We start from the raw sequence: 17,965 nt of genomic DNA on the forward strand, positions 1-17,965 counted from the left end.
TCTATACGGTCCGCCGGTGCACGTAGCACCAGCGCCAGGTCGACCTCGGCCCCAGGGCGGCGGCCACCGGGTGGTCGGTCTCCTGGTAGTGGGCCTTGGCGTGGCCGCCCTGGGAATCGTCGGAACAGGCGACCCAGCCGCAGGTCAGGCACGCCAGCAGGCGCGTCCAGTGCTGGCCGAGAGCCAGGCATTCCTTGCATTCGGGGGGGCCGTACCGCACTTGGGGGAGTTGGTCGATGTGATTGCAGCGCGGGGTCTGACCGTTCAGGCCCGCGCGGTTGGTCGCGTCCGTTCCTTGTGCGTCCAGGGTCATGACGACCCCCTCACGGTGACAGCGACGCAAGGTGCGCCGGCTGGTCACTTGCCAGTCAACGTGCTCAGCCGGGCCGGCGGAAAGACGCGATCCCAGTCAGCCTCATCAGTTGCGGCGATGGCGGGGCCTGCGGGCGATTTGACGAGAGGCCACCGGATCATGCGGACCGCGACGTCGAGAGGCCGCCGGACCGCGAAATCGGCCGGATGTTTCACCTGGCGGGCCTCCCGCCACTTATGCCGAGAGCGGATTTCGCTCATTTGTGCGAAATTTCCTTGCTATTTATTTCGGAAGGGTATTGACTGGGGAATGCAAGCAAGAAAAAGGGGAGGCTCTTATGAGCTTCGTACAGATTCTGGAATTCAGCACCAAACGCGCTGCGGAAGTCGAGTCGCTCATGAACGAGTGGCGGACGCAGACCGAGGGAAAGCGCCATGTGAAGCGCGAGGTCGTGGCGAAGCACCGCGATCGCCCCGACCACTACGTGGCCCTCGTCGAATTCTCCTCCTACGAGGAGGCCCAGCGTAACAGCAAGCTGCCGGAAACCGACCGGTTCAACGCGCACATGGTCAAACTGTGTGAAGGCCCGATCAAGTTCTCCGACTACGACGTGATTCGCGACAAGAGCTGATCGCCGGCTGAACATCGCGAAAAGCTCAACCTGTGCTGTGGCGTGCGAGAACATTCTCGCGTCATGGCACGGGGCATTTATTTGTGTCGGTTCATCGTCGCGCGAGACGTGAAGGGGCCGGCGCCGGCCGACCGGAACTGCCCGACCGCTACGAATTCCTCCTGCTGAGCGCCTGCTCGGCCGAGGCGCTCAGCAACCGGGCGGCGGCGGCCACCTCGGCGAGCCGGCCAGGCCCCATCGCGTCCAGGCAGACGGCCAGCCGCTGCCGGTCGCCATGGCAGGCCATGTTCGTCGCACGCTGAACGGCGAGGGCGCGCGAAGCCGTGCCGAGCGCCGTCAAGACGTCGGCCAGGGCCTGATCCACGCCGTCGTTCGGACCCGGCGGCTGCGCAGGTTGAGCGGTCAACGCCATTCACCATGCCGTCCTTGAGCTCCGAGCGCGATCCGATGCCGCCGGCCGGTCTGCTCCATCTGCCGGCCGAGGACAACGGGAGAGCACCCCAGTGGTCCCCATGACACGCCACGAGCGATGCGGCCGTCAAACCATTCGGGTCACCACGCCGGCGCCGGCCCCGGTGATCACGGCTGATGATAAGCGTGGGGCAGGTTGCCGCTTTCCGCCTGGCCGAGCCCACGGGATGATCAATACATCGCCCCGGACTGCTCCACTCACGCTGGCTCCCACACCACGTGTTCATGGCCGCCTCACACTCGCGGCCACCTCATTCCGTACTCCCCGCCCGTAGGAGCCAGCATGGACACCGCGGACACAGTCGGCATTCGCGCGCCTGACACGGTCGCCGATCCGCCCTTGCGCATCACGCCGCTCGTCGATCCCCCGGGCCTGCGGATCGAAGGCGAGCTCGACTACGCCACCCTGCCTGCCCTGACCAGGGCACTGGTCTCGATGGCGAGCGGTGGCAGCCTCTGCGTCGATCTGAGCGGCCTGGCGTTCTGCGACGTCGGTGGGCTGCGCGCGTTGATCTCCGCGGCCGCCGGTATGCGCGACGGCCAGGTTCTGACCTTATGCTCGCCCTCTCCGCAGGTGCGACGCCTGCTCCAGCTCACCGGCTGGTACCCGAAGGCCGGTCTTCGCCTGCAGGATCGGAGCGCCTCATGACGACCCTCGATCCCCGCGCTGGGGCAGGTCTGTGGCCCGTCCCCGCCACCCGTCCGGTGCCAGAATCTGGCAATGAGGGTCTGACCTGGTCTTCTAGGCTCGTCTCTTTGTGTTGTTTCGGCTTCTGTATCTGCTGGTGATCAGGGTGTTCGGCTGGCTGGTGCTGCTCACTCGGGGCAGCGCCTCCAAAGAGGTGGAGATCTTGGTGTTACGGCATGAGGTCGCGATGCTGCGTCGCCAGGTCGTCCAGCCCAGGCCGGACTGGGCCGATCGGGCGCTGTTGGCCAAGCTGGCCAGGCTGTTACCCGGTCGCCTTCGGCTGTATCGCATCGTGACGCCCGGCATGCTGCTGGCCTGGCACCGCAGGCTGGTGAAGAAGAAGTGGACCTACCCTGCCAAACACGGCCGGCCGCCTATCTCTGAGGAGATTCGCGATCTGATCGTCCGGTTGGCGCGGGAGAATCCACGATGGGGCATCGGCGCATTCGGGGCGAGCTACTTGGCCTTGGGGTGCGGGTGGGGGAAGGGACGGTCCGCCGGGTTCTGGCGGCGGTGACGCTTGGGTCCGCGCCGCGTCGGGCTTCACTGAGCTGGCGCCAGTTCCTGACTGCTCAGGCCTCCGGCATCCTGGCGTGCGACTTTCTCCACGTCGATACGGTGTTCCTCAAGCGCCTGTACGTGTTGTTCGTTATGGAGATCGAAACGCGGCGCGTGCACATTCTCGGCGTCACGGCTCATCCGACCGGTGCCTGGACAGCGCAGCAGGCGCACAATCTGCTGATGGACGTGGGCGAGCGAGCCGACGGGTTCAAGTTCCTGATCCGCGACAGGGACGGGAAAATCGGCGGGCGGTTTGACGATGTGTTCGCCGGTGCGGATGTGCGCATGCTCAAGATTCCGCCGCGCTCGCCACGGGCGAATGCGTTCGCCGAGCGGTTCGTCGGTACGCTCCGACGCGAATGCCTCGATCACCTTCTGGTCCATGGCGAGCGGCATCTGAGACAGATCCTGGCTGAGTATGAGCGCCACTACAACCAGCATCGGCCGCATCAGGCGCTGTCGCTACGGCCACCTGTGCATGATCCAGCCGAGGTTGTCGATCTCACGGTTCGAATACAGCGACGACCGGCCGTCAGCGGTCTGATCAACGAGCACGGCCGAGCCGTACAGTCGAGCGAAGCCACAGGTCAGGCGTGTGATGCCGGTATTGGCACCGCACAGCTCGACCGGGCCTATGATCAGGCCGGACACGAGCCGCCCGTCACCCCTTCTGGTTTGCCCTTGCCTTGCGTTCTGGCGGGGTCTGCCTTGACCTGCGGGGTTCAAGGGCCGATACGCGTGCCCGCTGTCGAGCCCGCCCGCATGTCGGACGCGTGCCGAAGAGCACTGTCCGAGCACCGACTCGGCCATTCTCACCTCTCGGAGACGAGCCGAGAATCGAGAAAGCCCAGGTCAGATAGGGTATGGACTGGTAGGGCGCCCGGGGCTCGAACCCGGAACCTACGGATTAAAAGTCGCCGTTTAAAATGCCGACCACTATCGAATCGTGTCTCATTGTGTCGCGGTGTCATGCATTGCCCGCACTCGAAATGTCCAAGAATGCCGCCCGGTGTTATGCCGTATCAGGTGCCGACGAGCATCGAACGAGCAACCACGGGGCGGATGGCATCCCTTGACCGTTCTTACTTTACCTCCGATTGGCGAGCTGATACCCCGGATGGTTTGCGGTCCGGGAGGGGTTTGATGCGGTCCCTAACGGACCTGTGATGATCGTTCAGAAACGAGCGAATCCGGGATGGGGCCGCCACGCACAGTTCGACGACCACGTCACGGCGCCTGGCCGGCAGATCGGCCAGGCGCCGCTGGTAGGGCCACGAAAGCCGGATGACCTGCGCGGATGGCGTTATCGGCAGGCGCACTGGTGTCCAAGCGGCTGCTGGGGCGGGGCCGTTCGGCTCGGCACCGCGCCCAGCAGATCCTCACCAAGGGCAACGGCATTCCGTACGCCGATGTGCCGCTATGGAGCATGGCCCTGGTCCGCCTCTGCACACCGACGCGGGCGTCGGGCAGCTGCACCCCGACCCGTGGCAGCTTTACCTCCTGCTGGCTGACTGGGCCAACGTGCGCGGCCAGGTCGCTGCAACCTCGGCACGGATCGGAAAGCAGCTCGGCGTCAGCGGCCGAACCGTCCGTAGAGCCTCCGGCACCTCTTGGCCGCCGAGGGGGCACTTCTCCCACAGGACGCCATCGCGCTCTGCCGCCGGCTTGCCGTCGCCGAGCTCACCACAGCTCACGGCGGCAATGGCCGATTCAGTAGGTGCCGTAGAGCCAGTTCCCAGGGGCGTCGGAGTCCGTGCTCGTGAAGAACTCTTCGACCAGCTTGCGCCACTCGTCCAGGTCCAGGTAGCCCCGACCTTGGAGATCCAGGCGCTGGAACGCCTGAACCATATCTCGCCGCGCCAGCCCGCATCCGACGGCGAAGATGTCCACATACTCGTCCTTGATCAGGCGCCCGTCCCCGTTGACGTCGGCGACCTCGAAGAACGCGTCGCCAGCACCACGGAACGCCTCGGCTCCCTCGGCGTCGGAGAGCGCCGCCGCCACCCTCTGCGAGACCTCCTCGCGGGTGATTCGACGGTCGCCGTCGGCGTCCATGGGGGACAGGACCGTCTTCCACCAGTGCTCCAGAGCCGCGCGCAGGCGCTGCGCCTCGGCGGAAGTGGGGGCATAGCCGCGGATCCGGGCGTAGCGGTCACCGATGGCTACGATTGTTGGCAAGGTCAGCGCGCCGGCCCCATCCGGGTCGAGTACGTTGAAGAAGTGGTTGATTTTGCGCTCTTGAAGCTTGGTGAACATGGAGGATCCTTTCCGTTGTGACTCTCCGATAACACACCGTTGCGTCGATTTTTAGTCGCCTGCATCATGAAGAATGTCGATACTGGCCTTCTGAGAGAGGGTTTGGACAGCTGCGATAAGGAACAGGCCGGGCATCTTCGGAAATACCGAGGCATCTACGATGCGCAGCCCTTCCACTCCGTGGACCTTGAAGGAGCTGTCGACGACCGAGTCATCGATGGTCCTTCCGAGCGGGTTGGAGCACGCCGCATGGTGGCCGTAGTGCTCCTTACGAATGAAGTCGCCGAGATCCTGGACGTCGGGGCCGGGGAAGATCTCGCCTTCGCCGGGTTCGACGCGATTCAGCTCGCGGCACATCTCGATGGCCTGTGTCAGTGCGGCAAGGTCCTTTTCTCCACCCGCACCGTTGCCGAACGCGCGGAAGTTGATATCCGGACAGCGGGTTGGGTCGCCTGAACGCAGGCGCACGTAGCCGTTCCGGTCCCCGGTGTACCCCATGAGCGTCAACCAGGTCCAGGACTGCCCGACGTGTGCGAACGCCTCCTTGACCCAGTCCGGGTGGTGGGCCCGGAACTGGATAGGCACCCCTATCGTGACGCAGTTGGTGGCGGATCCGTCGGCGCCCTCGGTGCGATAGGTGATGCAGGGAATGCCGAACTGGCCCAGCTGAGAATTCTCTGGGTCGGCCCGCCACCCGGACAGGCAGACGCTCAGCCGTGGTCCTGTCGGGCTGAGCGACTTGATGAGTGCGCCTACATAGGGATTTTCCGCCAGCTCCGGTAGGGCGTAGCGGTCGATGACTGAGATTTCACGCCGGTCCTGCAGGTTGGTGCCGACGCAAGGTGAGTCGACGAGGACTTCGATGCCGTGGGCCCGCAGGTGGTCGGCGGGGCCGATTCCACTCAGCATGAGGATCTGCGGGCTGTTGTAGGTGCCGCCTGCGATGATGACCTCGCGACGAGCTCGGACCACCTGTCGAAGAGCTGCCCGCTCCTCCTCGGTCGTTTCCTGAAATTTTGGTGAGGCTTCGTATAGATGACGTCCGTTCAGGAACTGGACGCCTACCGCCCTGGGGCCTGTCTGTCCGGGCTCGAAGAGGATTTTCTCTACCAATGCATCGCACTGGATTTCGAGCGTCGGGCAGTTTCGCTCGGCCGAGATGAGGCGATCCCGGACACCTTGGCGCACGCCGGCCTTGATCCCGATCTGGAGGTTCCAGGGTCCTGAAGTGCCGACGTTGTCCTTGTCGTTGAGCTCGCCCGAACGTTCGGCGTCCCCCATTGACTTGAGGAACCAGTTCGGGCCCTCAAGTGACGTGATCAGGCTGCCAGGATCGGTTCGCGGAGACTCCAGTTGGGCGAACGGGTCCTTGGAGGAAACGGCCTGCCATTCGAGCACTTTTTGCCAGTGCTGCCACATGGCTTCGTGGTGCCATCCATTGTCACCCGTCAACTCCATGATGTCGTCCCAGTCGCTGTGCGCTGGGTACATGATGATGCCGGAATTGTGGATGGCACAGCCGCCGAGGGCTGACGCTCGGGGGTAGAGGACCCCGTCCTTTTCATCGACCCACATGTCACCGTGAGCGGCTTTGCCCCCGTCGTTATGCTGAACCCAGTACTCCCAGGCCACCTCAGGGTCCTCGGTGGCTTGTGCGAAGAATATGGGAACGTCCCGGTAGACCTCGTTGCCGCTGGGCGGACCCGCCTCGAGAACGAGCACCGAGAAGCCGGCCTCAGCGAGATTTGCGGCGACAGGTCCGCCGCCAGGCCCAGAGCCGACGACGATGTAGTCGTAGGTTGACGTTTCTGGCGAATCATCTGCTAGAAAGTTTTCCATTTGATGTCCCGGAGAATCGCAGGTCTGGTCCCATGCGCATTGCACTGCCGCAGAACCGTCGAGTACGGACAGTGGTCAGTTAAGCACTTAGAGTAATCAGCGTCTGTGGCTGCTTGGTAATCCTTTGGTGGCCGGCTGGGCGGCGAAGGGCCCGGTGGCTGCTGGCAAGGGTGGAGCGATCTTCAGGGCAAGATCCACGAATGGCCCGTGATCGTCGTTCTAGTCGGTTTCGATCTTGCTCTCCTGGTGGGCTGGGCAGCCCTGTGAGCCGTCTGCCGCTGCGGTGGGCGGAGGTTCCACGGGCCTCGGGGGTTTCCGGATCGAAGGGGCGGATTAGTCTTGGTTAGCCGGGGTCGGGCAGGAGGGCGAGCCGGTTCAGGACCGTGCTGAGGAGCCGTGCTCCAGGTGGCAGGCGCACCTGGAGGCGGCGGGCGTGGGTGGCGATCCGGGCGGGCGCGGACCCGAGTGGCGGGCCTTTCAGCTCGCAACTCGGTGACTACTCGTGGATCCGGGTCAGAGAAGGCCTCCGGTGGCGCTGATGGTCTGCCCGGTGATCCACCCGGCATCGGGGCCCGCGAGGAAGGCGATGATGCCGGCGATGTCGTCACCAGTTCCCAGACGGCCCAGGATGGTGTTGCGTGCGGCGCGTGCGTGGAGCTTTTGCGGCAGCGATTGCTCGAGCATGGCGGTGTCGGTGGCGCCGGGGGCGACACAGTTGACCGTGATGCGGCGTACTCCTAGTTCCAGAGCGGCGATGGCGGTGAACTGCTCGACGGCGGCCTTGCTGGCCGCGTAGATGGCGTTCCCCGGGGCCGGACGCTGCGTGCCGATCGAGGACATGTTGATCACGCGGCCATCGTCGGCGAGGCGGGTTGCCGCGTGCTGGAGTGCAAGGAATGTGCCTTTGGCGTTGACGGCCATCACTGTCTCGTAGGTTGCTTCGCTGGCCTCTTCGATCCGTCCGCTAGGCAGCCAGACCGCGGCGTTGTTCACCAGGATGTCGAGGCGCCCGACAGCCTGCTCGGCCAGGTCGAACAGGCGGGCGACGTCGGAGGCTACTCCGATATCGGCTTGTATCGGCCGTGCGCCGGTGGCGGCCGCGACCTCGTGGGCCGCATCCGTGGCTTGGCGGTAGCCGAAGGCGACCTGTGCTCCTTCTGCTGTGAGCCTTTCGACGATGGATCGTCCGATACCGCGAGATCCGCCAGTGACCAGTGCCGTCTTACCCGACAGTGAGCCCATGCCCATCCCTTGACTCTGAGTTTTGATACACCTACACAGGGTAACCATCAGGGCGAGAAACCCTACGTCTGGGAGGGCATCTGTTGAGTGCCCAGGAAATGGACAGCCAAGCGATCCTTGAGGTTCTGGTGGCAGCGGTCCGCAGCATCCGGCCGGAGTTGACCGGGCCGATCAGCGGCGAGGAGCACATCGCCGCCGAACTGGGCCTGGATTCGATCGATCGAGTGGAGCTGCTATTGGCGCTGGAAGAGGCGTTCGGCATGGAGGAGGAAGTGGATCCGCGGATCTTCATGACCCCCCCGACCCTCAACGGCCTGGTGGAGCAGATCTGTGTCTCACAGGTGGCTTCCCGATGAGCGGTTGCCCGGTTCCTGGATCGCGGATCTACCTACGTGGCTCGGCCATGGCCGAGCACTTCTTCAATGCCGCCGACTCGGAGCTGTCCCACGCTCATGGCTGGGACCTGATCTTCGGTGAGCGGTTCGGCAGAGGACTGCTCAACCTTGACGATGAACCGCACAGAGCAGCCCGCAGAGCGTTGATGGCGGTCCTGAACCGGAAGGCGACGGCCGAGTACGCTCCGGTGGCCAGCGAGATCCTCGATCGCGTCGTCCCGGCACTGCCCGTCGATGAGCCCGTCGACCTGCACGCCTTCACCAAAAAGGTGACATTCGAGGTCGCCGCGGCTGTCTTCGCGGGGCTGTCGGCGTCGGAGGCGTCGGAACTCCTTGGTTTGTTCGCCACGCTGCAAGCGCCCGATCTCGAACTCGGCACACCCGGCGGAGACCGTCTGATCCGTGACATCGCCCGGAGCCGCCGCCGGGTTCGCGCGCTTTTGCTGACCGGGGTCGACCGGGCACACGCCGTGGAAGACGAGCGGAGCTACGGGGTGGCGAGGTTGGTGGCGCGCCTGCGCACATTGCCCGGCCCTCCGACGGATGAGGAGATCGCCGGCCACATCGCGATCTTGCTTCTCGCTGGATTCGAGACAACGGCGTATCTTTCGGCCCGATTGTTGTGGCTGCTCGCTCGCCACCCGGCAGAGCAGAGCGCCGTTCGCAGGGATCTCGCTGCCTCGGAGCCAGGCGACTCACAGCTCATGGAGGCTGTCTTCTCCGAAACCGCGCGGCTGCACCCGCCGCTGTTCTGGTTGCCGCGCCGAGCCGAGACGGACCTGGTCTTCGGAGACACATTGCTACCTGCCGGCACTGAAGTGTTCTACTCCATCGCCGACACACAGCGCGATCCCGCGTCCTTCGCCGATCCAGACGAATTCCGACCCCAGCGGTTCACCTCAACCGACACCACGCGCAGCCGCTTCGCGATGACTCCGTTCAGCGCAGGCCGACGGCTCTGCGCAGGTATCCACGTGGGAACAATGGAGACCAAGCTGATCGCCGCTGCCGTACTGCACCACTTCAGCCTCCATGCTCCACCAGGCCCTCACATCGGCGACACATCGCCTAACGGCACCAGTGTCACCCCCGCCGAGCCGCTCCTGGTGCGGCTGCAGGAGGTCATGCGATGAGTAGCGGAGGCGACAGGGGCCGAGCTCTGGACTGTGCCACCTTGGCCGAAGCGGCGTCCTTGCTGGATCCCGGTGTGACGGTGTCCTTCCCCGGCACGGGAGAGCGGCTCACGGCTGCCGACCTGGACCGCGGATCCGAGCGATTCGCGGCCGGGCTGGTGGCTGCCGGAGTGAAACCGGGTGAGGTCGTCGGACTGCTGCTGCCCACCGGTCCTCAGGTGTTGCTCGGGTTGCTGGGCGTGGTGCGCGCCGGCGCCGCAGCCAGCATGCTGAGCGCGGCGGCCGGGACACCCGAGCGGTCCGCCGAGAGGCTGGCGCTCGTTGTCAGCACTGCTCGGATGCGTTACCTCGTCGTGCATGAGGACCACTCCGACATCGGGCACGCCCTCCAGCGGATGTCGCCCGGCCTTGTGGTGCTGGACGCGAACCTGGCCGCGCCACCCGGCCGGCTTCCGGAGGTCGCCGAGGGTGATCTGGCCGTCCTGCAGTACACCTCGGGCAGCACCGGCCATCCCAAGGGGGTGATGCTGCCGCACTCGGCCGTGCAAGCCGCGCTCCGGTCGATCGTCGCCTCCGCGCGCCTGACCCGGCAGGACACGATGGTGACCTGGCTGCCGCACTACCACGACATGGGCCTGTTCGGCCTGCTGGCGCCGCTCATGGCCGGTGGCAGTGCCCAGGTCCTGTCCCCGCTTGCCTTCATCCGGCGGCCGGCCCGCGTCCTGCAAATCCTGTCCGACCACGGCGGAACCCTGCTCATGGGGCCGAACTTCTCCTACGACCGTATCGTGGCCGCCGCCACCCCCGAGCTTCTGTCCAACCTTGATCTTTCCCGCTGGAGGCTGGCGTTCAACGGCGCCGAACCGGTGAAGGCCTCCACCGTGGAAGCCTTCACCAAATGCTTCGCCTCAGCGGGAGTACCGGAGTCTGTGATGTACCCGGTGTATGGAATGGCCGAAGCCACGCTGCCCATCACGTTTCCCGAACCTGGGACCGTCCCGCGCATCATCCACGTGGACCGGACGGAACTCTCCGACCACGGCCGGTGCGCGCTGGTGGCCCCCCACCATCCAGCCGCTAAACCAGTGGTGAGCGTCGGCCGCCCGGTTCAGGACATGCGATTGAGACTCATCGATGCGACCGGAGCCGAGTGTGCGCCGGGACAAGTCGGCGAGATCCAGATCAGCGGCCCCTGCGTGACCTCCGGCTACTACGCCAACCGATCCGCCACCGCCGCACTTTTCGAAGGCCCATGGCTGCACACCGGCGACCTCGGATTCCAACTCGACGGCGACCTGTTCATCGCCGGCCGCACCAAGGAAATGATCATCGTTCGGGGGCAGAACTACTTCCCTGAAGACGTCGAAGACCTCGCTGCCCGGCAGACCGGTGTGCATCGCGGCCGGTGCGTCGCCTATGCCGAGAACGAACACGTCGTGGTCGTCGCCGAAATCGCCCCTAGCTACGACCCGTCCGTCGTCTGCACCGAAATCCGCCAGTTGATAGCCGATCACCTGGCTCTGACGGCCGTGCACGTTCACCCGGTGCGGCCGGGCTGGCTGTCCCGCACCACCAGCGGGAAATGGCAACGTGCCCTGACTCAAAGGCGGATCAGAGAACAGAACACCCTCTTCGCCAGCACCGGCCCCGATGCCCCAGGCGACTAGCGATCTTTGGTCGCGGCTTTCTGTAGTTCACGACGCCCGGGAAGGCGAACTTGGGCGGCGTAGCCGTCGGCGCCCAAGTAGCGACAGACTTCGATCTATTCGTTGGTCTGCTCGGCCGGCACCGCGTCGACCAGCCGGATGATCGAGGCCCGGTCCGTGTGGATCCGTTTGGTAGCTCGTCCTGAGTCTTTGCTCTCGCCTGGTTGTCGGCGGGCGATGTCGGTGTTGTCCTGCCCTTAATGGCGATCAAGAAAGGACGGGACAATGAGACACCGCCAGGATCGCATCGTGGTGTACAAGCGATGTGGATGCGTCGATGCGCGTACGAGTAGGCAGCTGGGCGGAAGCTGCGTGCGGCTGGAGGAGGACGGGCATGGTAGCTGGTACTTCGCAGTCCAGGTACGTGGCCCGGCCGGGCGTCGCGAGCGGCTCCGGCGTGGCGGGTTCACCACTGCCGAACAGGCTTACCGCGCGGGTGGTGAGGTGATCGCCGCCGATCGGGACGGCGGGCTGGGGGCGGGATATACGGTGGCGCGATGGCTGCGCTGCTGGCTACAGGCTCAGCAGGGACTGCGGCCCAGCACCCGCGAAGGCTACGCCGATCACGTACGCCTGCATCTGATCCCGTACTTGGGCCGGATCGAGCTGGCCCAGCTTACAACCCTAGACCTCAGCCGCATGTTCGCCGCCCTCGCCGGACGGCGCACCCGCTACGGCAAGTCGATCGCGCCCTCCACCCTGCACCGGATCCGGGCAACGCTGCGCGCGGCATTGAACGCCGCAGTGCGTGAGGGCCTGATCGTCTCCAACCCGGCACGCTTGATCCGGCTACCCGCGCCCTCCCGGCCGTATCCGCAGGTGTGGACCGACCGGCGGGTGGCCGCCTGGCGGCGCGAGGACGAACACCCGACGGTAGCGGTGTGGACTGCCGACCAACTAGCCGAATTCCTGGCCTTCGCCCGACGCGATCGGCTGTACACGTTGTGGCAGCTGATCGCGCTGCGCGGGCTACGCCGCGGAGAGGCAGCCGGGCTACGCTGGATCGACCTGGATCTGGACCGGCGAGAACTCGCGGTCAACCGGCAACTGGTGCACACCGACGCCGGCCTGATCGCCTGCCCGCCGAAAAGCGCCGCCAGCCAGCGGATCATCGCCCTGGACCCGCAGACGGTTCGCCTGCTATGCCGTCACGAGCAGATCGAGCGGCGGCGACTGGGCGACGCTTGGCGGGAAACAGGCCCGATCTTCACGCGGGTGGACGGATCTCCCCTACGACCGGACTATCTCACCGTCCGGTTCCGAAACCTTGTCCGCGCGAGCGGCCTGCCACCGATCCGGCTGCACGACCTGCGCCACGGCACCGCCACCCTCGCCTTGGCCTGCGGCACCGACCTGCGGGTCGTGCAGGGCACGCTCGGACACGGCAGCATCGTGGTGACCTCCGACATCTACACCTCGGTGCTGCCAGAGGTGTATCACCGCTCAGCCCAGGCGATCGCGCGGCTGGTGCTGGGCAAGGCGCGCAGGACCGGCCGCAAACTCCGGAAGGCGGCCTGACCAAGTGACCCAGGTGTGACCCACATGTGTCTCACGATCAGCAATAAACTTTCCCATAAGGGAAGGAACCGCAGGTGGGGGTGGTAGGGCGCCCGGGGCTCGAACCCGGAACCTACGGATTAAAAGTCCGCAGCTCTGCCAATTGAGCTAACGCCCCTCGCACGAGCAAGGGTACAGAGATTACCGCCCCGCCCGCGACGCATCCATCACCGGTAAGCGGGCAGCCCCGTCAGAGCCTCCCCCAGCACCAGTGTGTGAATCTCCTGGGTCCCCTCGTACGTCAGCACAGACTCCAGATTGTTCATGTGCCTGATCACAGGGTACTCCAGGGTGATCCCGTTTCCCCCCAGGACGGAACGGGCCTGCCGGGCGATGTCCAGGGCGGCCCGTACGTTGGCCAGCTTGCCGAAGCTGATCTGCCGGGGCTCCAGGCGTCCCTCGTCCTTCAGGGCGCCCAGGTGCAGGGCCGTGAGCTGGGCCTGGGCGGCGCCGACGTACATCCAGGCCAGTTTCTCCTGGGTGAGCTGGAACGCGCCGATCGGCTTGTCGAACTGGACGCGGGTCTTCGCGTAGTCGACCGCCGACTCCAGGCAGGCGCGGGCGGCCCCGACGACCCCCCACAGGATGCCGAAACGGGCCTCGGACAGGCACGACAGCGGCCCCTTGAGTCCGGTGACGCCGGGCAGCACGGCGGAGGCGGGCAGACGGACGTCGTCGAAGTACAGGGACGAGGTGACCGAGGCCCTCAGGGACAGCTTCTTGTGGATCTCAGGGGCGGAGAAGCCCGGCGTGGAGGTGGGGACGACGAAGCCGCGGACGCCCTCGTCCGTCTGCGCCCACACCACGGCGACGTCGGCGATCGAGCCGTTGGTGATCCACATCTTGGACCCGTTGAGCACCCAGTCGGAGCCGTCCCGCTTGGCGTACGTGCGCATGTTGGCGGGGTCGGACCCGTGGTCCGGCTCGGTCAGGCCGAAGCAGCCGATCGCCGTGCCGGCCGCCATGCGCGGGAGCCATTCCTCCTTCTGCTCGTCGGAGCCGTACCGCCAGATGGGGAACATCGCCAGCGAGCCCTGCACCGACACGAACGAGCGCAGGCCCGAGTCGCCCGCCTCCAGCTCGCGGCAGGCCACGCCGTAGGAGGTCGCGTCGGTGCCGGCGCACCCGTACCCCTCCAGGTGCATGCCCAGCAGGCCGACCGAGCCGAGCTCCGGCGCGAGCTCGCGCGCCGGGAAGACGGCCTCCTCGAACCAGTCGCCCACGTGCGGAAGGACGCGGTCGGAGACGAAGGACCTGACCGTGTCGCGGATCAGCCGCTGGTCGCCGTTGAGGCGGTCGTCGAGGCGCAGCAGATCGTCCATGGCGGGTCCTCTCCTCGCGTAAGGGGTTACCAGGGTTCTACCAGGGACAATCCTGATGTGCTAACACCGGCTCCAGGGGCAGTCTTGAGACATGAACGAATACAGCGAGCACAACGTCAAGAAGCTCCGTCGCACCAACAAGGGCCGGATGATCGCGGGCGTCTGCTCGGGCATCGGTGAGTACGTCGGCATCGACGCGAACCTGATCAGGTTCGGCCTCGCCATCGCCACCCTGTTCGGCGGGGTCGGCGTCGGCCTGTACGCGATCGGCTGGCTCCTGCTGCCGGACGAGGAGCGGGACACCTCGATCGTCCAGGACCTGATCAGCAAGCAGCAGCAGCAGCGGAACGCCACCGACTGGACCGGCGAGCACAAGCCGCAGCAGTGATCAGGCCGGCGCCTGGGCGGGCAGCTCCTGGGCATCACGGTCGTCCCGGGACTCGGTCCACATCAGGGCGAGCACGGCCGCCGCGATCACTCCGGTGATGCCGGAGAGCGCGACCACCAGCTCAGGACCGAGTCTCTCCGCCGCGAACCCGCCGACCAGGATCCCGATCCCCTGCACGGCCATCAACCCCGACTGCACCAGCCCGAACGCCTGGCCGCGCCGCTCCGGCGGCACGTTCTGGACGAAGGCCGCGTTCGCCGCGAGCTGGTACGCCCCACCGATCCCCGACAGAACCCACGCGGCCAGCACCACCGCGAGCGGCGGCCGGAGCGCCGTCACGGCCAGGGGCGCGCAGCTCAGCATGGCCATCCACCCCATCAGCCGCAGCCGCCGCGCCGGGGTCACGAACCTGCTGAACAGGAACGCGCCCACCACCGTGCCCGTCGGCATCGCGGCCATCAGCAGACCGGTGATCACGGGCACCGGCAACGACCCCGTGGCGAGTTCGGCGGCATAGGGCACGGCGATGCCCTCAGGAAGGATGTAGAAGCCGCACAACCACGCGAACAGGACAAGCGTTCGCAGCCTGCGCGAGCCGAAGACGAGCTGGGCTCCCGCCCTGGTCATCGCCCACATGGACGGCTTCGCGCCGTCCTGGCGGGCGGCCAGCCGCGGGCGTACCCCGGAGACCAGGATCAGGGCCGAGGCGAGGAACGTGGCCGCGTCGAGCGCGAGCGCCCGGTAGGGGCCCAGGGTGGCGATCATCGCTCCGCCCGCAGCGAAACCCAGCATCTGCACGGCCTGGTTCGTCATGTTCTGCAACGCCGAGCCGACGACGTACCGGTCGCCTTCGAGCACCTCGGGCAGCAGCGCCGCGCGCGCCGCCGAGAACGGGGCGCTGAGCAGCACCACGAAGAACACCAGCACGCACAACGCCCAGAACGGCATCACCGGCAGCGCCATCACGCCGACCAGCACCGCCCGGACGACGTCGCACGTCATCATGACGCCCCGGCGCGCGAACCGGTCGGCCAGCCCCGCCAGCAGCGGCCCGCCGACGATCGACGGAAGGTACGTCAGCGCGTAGACGGCCGCGGTGGCCAGGGGCGACCCGGTGCGGGAGTAGACGAGGACGGCGAGCGCCACCTGGGCGAGCTGGTCGCCGAGGAGGGAGAGGCCCTGGCCGTACCAGAGTGCCCGGAACTCCCGGATGGCGATGACCTCGCCGTAGGTGGCCTGGTCTGTCTCGGCACGGCGATGCCGTCCCGGCGGCCTACCTGCCTGCATGGCCTCCATTGGACTCCGCTGCGCCTGACTCACCGTGTTCGCTATGTGACCTAAGGTGCCCGATCATGAGGCAAGGCGCAACCCAAAGAAGTCAACGAGCTGCAAAGGGTCACCAGCCCAGTTCGTGAAGTTTGTCATCACTGATCCCGAAATGGTGTCCCACCTCATGGACAACGGTGATGCGCACCTCGTTAACGACTTCCTCTTCTGTCTTGCATATCTGACATATGGGATTGCGGTAGATCTCGATCCGGTCGGGCAGGACACCTGAGTACCAGTCGCCGCGCTCCGTGAGGGGGACACCGGTGTACAGGCCGAGCAGGTGGGGCTCTGGCGGATCATCGACGACCGTGACGACGACGTTGCTCATGACGCGGGTGAGCTCGGCGGGGATCGTGTCCAAAGCCTCGGCCACGAGTTCCTCGAACTTCTCCCGCGAAACCTCGATCACGCATGCCATTCTGCCCTGTCGGTCAGGTATGCAAGAAACTGTATGAAGTTCGTTGACAGGTCGAAAGCAGTCATTCGGTCACGCGCAACGAGGGCCGTGGCGGTGCTTGTGGTGGCCGCCGCCGGCGCCTGGCTGGGCATCTTCCTGAGCGGCACCGTGCACGCCCAGGTCGGCCCCGTCGAGACGGGCATGTCGCTCAGACCCGCCTGGAACGGCGAGACGGTCGTCGACGCCAGCCCCCTCGGCACGCTGACCTTCCGAACCCACGACGCCCCGCTCAGGCTCCGCATCACCCTGGAGAACATCGACCAGGAGCGCGCCAAGGCGCTCATCGAGGACCCCAAACTGGCCGACCGCCTGCCGGGCCTCATCGAGAGCGACCTCCTGGACGGTGTGCGCGCCCTGGCGATCCGCAGCATGCTCTGTGCCGGGGCGGGGGCGCTGATCGCCGTCCTGATGGTCTACAGGCGCCCCAGGACGGCTCTGGTGGGGCTTCTGGCGGCCTCTGTGGGGCTTGCGGCCACCGGGGCGCTGGCCGCCCTCACGTTCCGTCCCAGCTCGCTCGTGGAGCCGCGCTACTCGGGTCTGGTCGCCGCGGCGCCGTCGCTGGTGGGCAGCGCGGAGTCGATCGTGACGAAGTTCGAGTCGTACCGGTCGCAGCTCACCAAGCTCGTCACGAACGTCTCGAAGCTGTACGACACCGTCTCGACCCTGCCGCTGTACGACGCCGACCCCAATTCAATCCGGGTCCTGCACGTCTCGGACATCCACATCAACCCCATCGCCTGGAACGTCATCCGCTCGCTCAAGGACCAGTTCGCCGTCGACATGATCATCGACACCGGTGACATCTCCGACCACGGGACCAAACCGGAGAACAAGTTCGTCGACGAGATCAGCCGCCTCGGCGTGCCGTACGTGTACGTACGGGGCAACCACGACTCGATGATCACCCAGCGGGCCGTCGAGAGGCAGAAGAACGCCGTGGTCCTGGACGACAGGGTGGAGAAGGTCGCCGGCCTGCGCATCTACGGCCTGGGCGACCCCCGGTTCACCCCCGACAAATCGGTGGCCGTCGACTCCGATCCGGACGCGCTCAAACAATTCGCCCGCTCGCACCTGCCCAAGGTGGACAAGGCGGACGTGGTGGCCGTCCACGACCCCGTCGTCGGCCGCGGCTTCAGCGGGGCCGCGCCCATGATCCTGGCCGGTCACACGCATGACCGGTCGACGTCCACGCTGCCGTCCGGCTCCCGCATGCTCGTCCAGGGCTCGACCGGCGGCGCCGGCCTGCGGGCGCTCGAACACGCCCAGCCCACGCCCGTACAGGCCTCGGTCCTGTACTTCGACCGGGAGACACGCCGCCTGCGTGCCTGGGACGACATCACACTGGGCGGCCTGGGGGAGCAGTCGGTGTACATCCAGCGTCACGTGGAGGCCGACCCACAACGTATGATTTCTCCGGAGCCAACGAACGCCCCGTCTCCAACGGGAACGATCACTGGCACCGCGTCACCGACCGCCGGTCAGCCGCTTTGGCATCAAGGGCAATCGTCCCCTATGCTTCAGAGGTCTCCGACGGAAGGCGACAGGGAATCCTGAGCCCCCATCGTCTAGCGGCCTAGGACACCGCCCTTTCAAGGCGGCGGCACGGGTTCGAATCCCGTTGGGGGCACTTGCGAGCGCCTGGCGCACCGCGAACCGGCTGGTCGAAAGGCCACCGGA

The 17,965-nt window shown here is 66.2% G+C and carries 19 protein-coding genes, 2 tRNA genes and 1 pseudogene; 11 read left to right on the forward strand and 11 right to left on the reverse strand.

Annotation, left to right across the window (positions count from 1 at the left end):
• Position 1 precedes the first annotated feature (1 nt).
• Positions 2-220: a UBP-type zinc finger domain-containing protein gene (locus tag ACIBK9_RS07015; RefSeq protein WP_397155820.1), complete on the reverse strand. Its 219-nt coding sequence runs from the start codon at positions 218-220 to the stop codon at positions 2-4.
• A 137-nt stretch (positions 221-357) separates the two neighbouring features.
• A complete protein-coding gene (locus ACIBK9_RS07020; protein ID WP_397155822.1) occupies positions 358-573 on the reverse strand; it encodes a hypothetical protein in 216 nt (71 codons plus the stop codon).
• 77 nt (positions 574-650) lie between these two features.
• Between ACIBK9_RS07020 and ACIBK9_RS07025 the strand changes: the two genes are divergently transcribed.
• Positions 651-944, forward strand: coding sequence for a hypothetical protein (locus tag ACIBK9_RS07025; RefSeq protein WP_189653376.1), 294 nt, complete (start codon positions 651-653; stop codon positions 942-944).
• A gap of 148 nt (positions 945-1,092) precedes the next feature.
• Here ACIBK9_RS07025 and ACIBK9_RS07030 read toward each other — a convergent pair whose 3' ends face one another.
• On the reverse strand, positions 1,093-1,350 hold the full coding sequence (locus ACIBK9_RS07030; protein ID WP_397155824.1) for a hypothetical protein: 258 nt from the start codon (positions 1,348-1,350) through the stop codon (positions 1,093-1,095).
• Positions 1,351-1,698: 348 nt separating this feature from the next.
• On the opposite strand from ACIBK9_RS07030, the gene ACIBK9_RS07035 reads away from it, so the two are divergent.
• The 3 genes and pseudogenes from ACIBK9_RS07035 to ACIBK9_RS07045 form a co-directional block, all read left to right on the forward strand.
• The gene (locus ACIBK9_RS07035; protein ID WP_397155826.1) at positions 1,699-2,064 is read left to right on the forward strand and encodes an STAS domain-containing protein; all 366 of its coding nucleotides are present in this window, start codon (positions 1,699-1,701) and stop codon (positions 2,062-2,064) included.
• 109 nt (positions 2,065-2,173) lie between these two features.
• Entirely contained in the window at positions 2,174-2,620 is a 447-nt protein-coding gene (locus tag ACIBK9_RS07040) for a hypothetical protein (protein WP_397155828.1), read from the forward strand.
• A 329-nt stretch (positions 2,621-2,949) separates the two neighbouring features.
• A pseudogene (locus ACIBK9_RS07045) lies at positions 2,950-3,078 on the forward strand (integrase core domain-containing protein); the annotation flags it as partial.
• A gap of 48 nt (positions 3,079-3,126) precedes the next feature.
• Here the strand turns inward: ACIBK9_RS07045 and ACIBK9_RS07050 are convergent.
• The 4 genes from ACIBK9_RS07050 to ACIBK9_RS07065 all read right to left on the reverse strand — a co-directional run bounded on the left by ACIBK9_RS07050 (position 3,127) and on the right by ACIBK9_RS07065 (position 8,001).
• On the reverse strand, positions 3,127-3,315 hold the full coding sequence (locus ACIBK9_RS07050) for a hypothetical protein (protein ID WP_397155914.1): 189 nt from the start codon (positions 3,313-3,315) through the stop codon (positions 3,127-3,129).
• Positions 3,316-4,374: 1,059 nt separating this feature from the next.
• A complete protein-coding gene (locus ACIBK9_RS07055) occupies positions 4,375-4,920 on the reverse strand; it encodes a hypothetical protein (RefSeq protein ID WP_357709954.1) in 546 nt (181 codons plus the stop codon).
• Between the two features lie 51 nt (positions 4,921-4,971).
• Positions 4,972-6,759: a GMC family oxidoreductase gene (locus ACIBK9_RS07060; protein WP_397155830.1), complete on the reverse strand. Its 1,788-nt coding sequence runs from the start codon at positions 6,757-6,759 to the stop codon at positions 4,972-4,974.
• 513 nt (positions 6,760-7,272) lie between these two features.
• The gene (locus ACIBK9_RS07065) at positions 7,273-8,001 is read right to left on the reverse strand and encodes an SDR family oxidoreductase (RefSeq protein WP_397155832.1); all 729 of its coding nucleotides are present in this window, start codon (positions 7,999-8,001) and stop codon (positions 7,273-7,275) included.
• An 83-nt stretch (positions 8,002-8,084) separates the two neighbouring features.
• On the opposite strand from ACIBK9_RS07065, the gene ACIBK9_RS07070 reads away from it, so the two are divergent.
• From ACIBK9_RS07070 to xerC, 4 genes are all read left to right on the forward strand, one after another.
• Positions 8,085-8,357 carry an acyl carrier protein gene (locus ACIBK9_RS07070; protein WP_397155834.1) on the forward strand — a complete coding sequence of 91 codons (273 nt, stop codon included), beginning with the start codon at positions 8,085-8,087 and terminating at the stop codon, positions 8,355-8,357.
• A gap of 47 nt (positions 8,358-8,404) precedes the next feature.
• Entirely contained in the window at positions 8,405-9,529 is a 1,125-nt protein-coding gene (locus tag ACIBK9_RS07075) for a cytochrome P450 (protein ID WP_397155836.1), read from the forward strand.
• A 41-nt stretch (positions 9,530-9,570) separates the two neighbouring features.
• On the forward strand, positions 9,571-11,196 hold the full coding sequence (locus ACIBK9_RS07080; RefSeq protein ID WP_397155838.1) for an AMP-binding protein: 1,626 nt from the start codon (positions 9,571-9,573) through the stop codon (positions 11,194-11,196).
• A 351-nt stretch (positions 11,197-11,547) separates the two neighbouring features.
• Positions 11,548-12,753 carry a tyrosine recombinase XerC gene (xerC, locus tag ACIBK9_RS07085; protein ID WP_397155839.1) on the forward strand — a complete coding sequence of 402 codons (1,206 nt, stop codon included), beginning with the start codon at positions 11,548-11,550 and terminating at the stop codon, positions 12,751-12,753.
• A gap of 81 nt (positions 12,754-12,834) precedes the next feature.
• On the opposite strand, the gene ACIBK9_RS07090 is transcribed toward xerC, so the two are convergent.
• A tRNA-Lys gene (locus ACIBK9_RS07090) sits at positions 12,835-12,910 on the reverse strand.
• Between the two features lie 49 nt (positions 12,911-12,959).
• Complete coding sequence (locus ACIBK9_RS07095) at positions 12,960-14,114, reverse strand: acyl-CoA dehydrogenase family protein (RefSeq protein WP_397155841.1); 1,155 nt, start codon at positions 14,112-14,114, stop codon at positions 12,960-12,962.
• Between the two features lie 91 nt (positions 14,115-14,205).
• Between ACIBK9_RS07095 and ACIBK9_RS07100 the strand changes: the two genes are divergently transcribed.
• Entirely contained in the window at positions 14,206-14,502 is a 297-nt protein-coding gene (locus tag ACIBK9_RS07100) for a PspC domain-containing protein (protein ID WP_397155843.1), read from the forward strand.
• On the opposite strand, the gene ACIBK9_RS07105 is transcribed toward ACIBK9_RS07100, so the two are convergent.
• Positions 14,503-15,789 (reverse strand): MFS transporter, encoded by a 1,287-nt coding sequence (locus tag ACIBK9_RS07105; RefSeq protein ID WP_397155845.1) that lies wholly within the window; start codon positions 15,787-15,789, stop codon positions 14,503-14,505.
• A 109-nt stretch (positions 15,790-15,898) separates the two neighbouring features.
• Entirely contained in the window at positions 15,899-16,249 is a 351-nt protein-coding gene (locus ACIBK9_RS07110; protein WP_397155847.1) for a metallopeptidase family protein, read from the reverse strand.
• Between the two features lie 87 nt (positions 16,250-16,336).
• Here ACIBK9_RS07110 and ACIBK9_RS07115 point away from each other — a divergent pair, with 87 nt between their 5' ends.
• Together ACIBK9_RS07115 and ACIBK9_RS07120 are read left to right on the forward strand one after the other, a co-directional pair.
• Positions 16,337-17,842 (forward strand): metallophosphoesterase, encoded by a 1,506-nt coding sequence (locus ACIBK9_RS07115; RefSeq protein ID WP_397155849.1) that lies wholly within the window; start codon positions 16,337-16,339, stop codon positions 17,840-17,842.
• A tRNA-Glu gene (locus ACIBK9_RS07120) sits at positions 17,843-17,915 on the forward strand.
• Positions 17,916-17,965: the final 50 nt, after the last annotated feature.

This window comes from Nonomuraea sp. NPDC050227 (genome assembly GCF_044459705.1).
In the GTDB taxonomy this organism is placed as follows: domain Bacteria; phylum Actinomycetota; class Actinomycetes; order Streptosporangiales; family Streptosporangiaceae; genus Nonomuraea.